This window comes from Craterilacuibacter sp. (assembly GCF_051659485.1).
In the GTDB taxonomy this organism is placed as follows: domain Bacteria; phylum Pseudomonadota; class Gammaproteobacteria; order Burkholderiales; family Chromobacteriaceae; genus Craterilacuibacter.
Genome location: NZ_JBOFOO010000239.1, coordinates 1 through 2,129 on the forward strand (window position 1 = coordinate 1; position 2,129 = coordinate 2,129).

Consider the following 2,129-nt stretch of genomic DNA (forward strand, 5'->3'; position numbering starts at 1 on the left):
GAAAGGGCCTGAAGGAAAGCATCGCCGTAAGCGTCCGGCCACTACCGTCTGGTGAATGGAGGCAGTTGTGGACAAAGTAGTTCCCACTAAAAAGTAGTGGGAACCAAAGATGGTGTACACCAATAGCCGTACCAATAGCAGCCGTAAAGGCAGAGCAAATTACTCGCGAGAATTCAAACAGCGACTTGTCGATGCCGCCAATCAGCCCGGCGTCTCCGTCTCAAAACTCGCACAGGAGCACGGGGTCAATGCAAACCTCTTGTTCAAATGGCGACGTGATGCCAAAGCCCAATCCCCTGCGCTATATCCCATCGAACTGGTGTTGCCCCCTTCATCCACAGAGCCACTCTTGCCTTCAACCCCGCAGCCCGAAACGCTCACGTCAGATACAGCCTCTGAACCGACACTATCCGGCACCATCGAGATAAGACTGGGGCGTGCAATGGTCGTCATCGATGGCACCGTCGATACCAATGCATTACGAATGATCCTGGAGACCCTGCGCGTATGATCAATCTTCCTGCTGGCACCCGGATCTGGATCGTGGCCGGTATCACAGACATGAGAAATGGCTTCAATGGGTTAGCGTCGAAAGTGCAAATGACGTTGAAGGATGATCCCATGTCGGGGCATGTTTTTATCTTCAGGGGCCGCAAAGGGGGTCAAGTTAAGCTCCTCTGGTCTACCGGTGATGGTCTGTGTCTGCTGACAAAAAGGCTGGAGCGGGGTCGGTTCGCCTGGCCATCGGCTCGAGATGGCAAAGTCTTTTTGACGCCTGCACAACTGGCCATGCTACTGGAGGGGATAGACTGGCGCCATCCAAAGCGCCTGGCTAACTCATTGACCATGTTGTAAAAAGTGATCACCCATGTAAGATGCATGGGAATGGAAAAATCACTAGCCGACGAAATCCTGCGACTGAAACGACTCCTGGCCGAACAGGAGTCACTCAATCGTGTTTTGCATGCCAGGTTGGAAGAGCGGGAGCGTGAAATTGAGCGCCTGCTTGCGCAACTCGACAAACTGCGGCGTATGTATTTTGGCAGCCAGTCCGAGAAACTCGCTCGTCGTATCGCTCAGACAGAAGCGCAACTGAAGATACTTCAGCAGGAAAGTGACGCCATCACCGGCCGGGTCGATGACCCAGCAGTACCTCGGCCACTTCGCCAGACCCGCACTCGCAAACCCTTCCCTCAGGCCCTTCCTCGCAATGAGCACCGCCTGCGTCCAACAGAGGCAGTCTGCCCGGAATGTGGTGGAACGCTGTCATACCTTGGAGAAGATACTGCTGAGCAGTTAGAGCTGATACGCAGTGCCTTCCGGGTCATCCGCACGGTTCGGGAGAAACACACCTGCGAGCAGTGCGATTTCATCACACAAGCGCCAGCGCCATCACGCCCTATCGAGCGGGGGATCGCCGAGCCTGGCTTTCTGGCTCGGGTACTCACCTCCAAATATGCAGAGCATACCCCACTGTATCGCCAGTCGGAAATCTATGCCCGTCAGGGTGTGGAACTGAGCCGCTCAGTGCTCTCTGGTTGGGTGGATGCGTGTTGCAGATTGCTATCACCGCTTGAGGATGCGTTGCGGCAGTATGTGCTGACCGATGGCAAACTACACGCAGACGATACGCCGGTCCCGGTACTGCTCCCCGGCAATAAAAAGACAAAAACAGGGCGTCTGTGGACGTATGTACGCGATGATCGCAACGCAGGCTCCGAACTGCCGCCAGCCGTCTGGTTCGCCTACTCGCCTGATAGAAAGGGAGTCCATCCGCAAAGCCATCTTGCCGATTTCAGCGGCGTCCTACAGGCAGATGCCTACGCAGGATTTAATGATCTATATCGTGAAGACCGAGCCGCCGGCACGATAAAGGAAGCAGCTTGCTGGGCTCATGCCAGGCGAAAGATCCATGATGTGCATATCCGAACGCCATCGGACAACACACACGAAGCCCTCAAACGAATTGGTCAGCTTTACAACCTTGAAGCAGAACTGCGCGGCATGTCAGCAGAACACCGGCTGGCAGAACGAGAACGGCGGGCAAAGCCCTTACTGGAAGAGCTGGAGATCTGGTTACGGGATAGGATGCAGTCGCTCTCGCGTCACTCAGAGCTGGCTAAGGCCTT

General features: G+C 55.3%; 3 protein-coding genes. All 3 read left to right on the top strand.

Annotated elements, in window-relative coordinates; translation table 11 throughout:
• Nucleotides 1-109 precede the first annotated feature (109 nt).
• Nucleotides 110-511, top strand: coding sequence for an IS66-like element accessory protein TnpA (tnpA, locus tag ACRC1E_RS08470; RefSeq protein ID WP_438514663.1), 402 nt, complete (start codon nt 110-112; stop codon nt 509-511).
• Nucleotides 508-855 carry an IS66 family insertion sequence element accessory protein TnpB gene (gene tnpB, locus ACRC1E_RS08475; RefSeq protein WP_438514664.1) on the top strand — a complete coding sequence of 116 codons (348 nt, stop codon included), beginning with the start codon at nt 508-510 and terminating at the stop codon, nt 853-855. Before tnpA ends, tnpB begins: the two co-directional genes overlap by 4 nt.
• Nucleotides 856-885: 30 nt before the next feature.
• The coding region (tnpC, locus tag ACRC1E_RS08480; protein WP_438514665.1) for an IS66 family transposase at nt 886-2,129 on the top strand (1,244 nt) is incomplete at its 3' end.

Excerpts from the sequence above, each read along its gene's own strand:
- tnpA (WP_438514663.1), top strand. The coding sequence starts at position 110 with ATGGTGTACACCAATAGCCGTACCAATAGCAGCCGTAAAGGCAGAGCA.
- tnpB (WP_438514664.1), top strand. The coding sequence starts at position 508 with ATGATCAATCTTCCTGCTGGCACCCGGATCTGGATCGTGGCCGGTATC.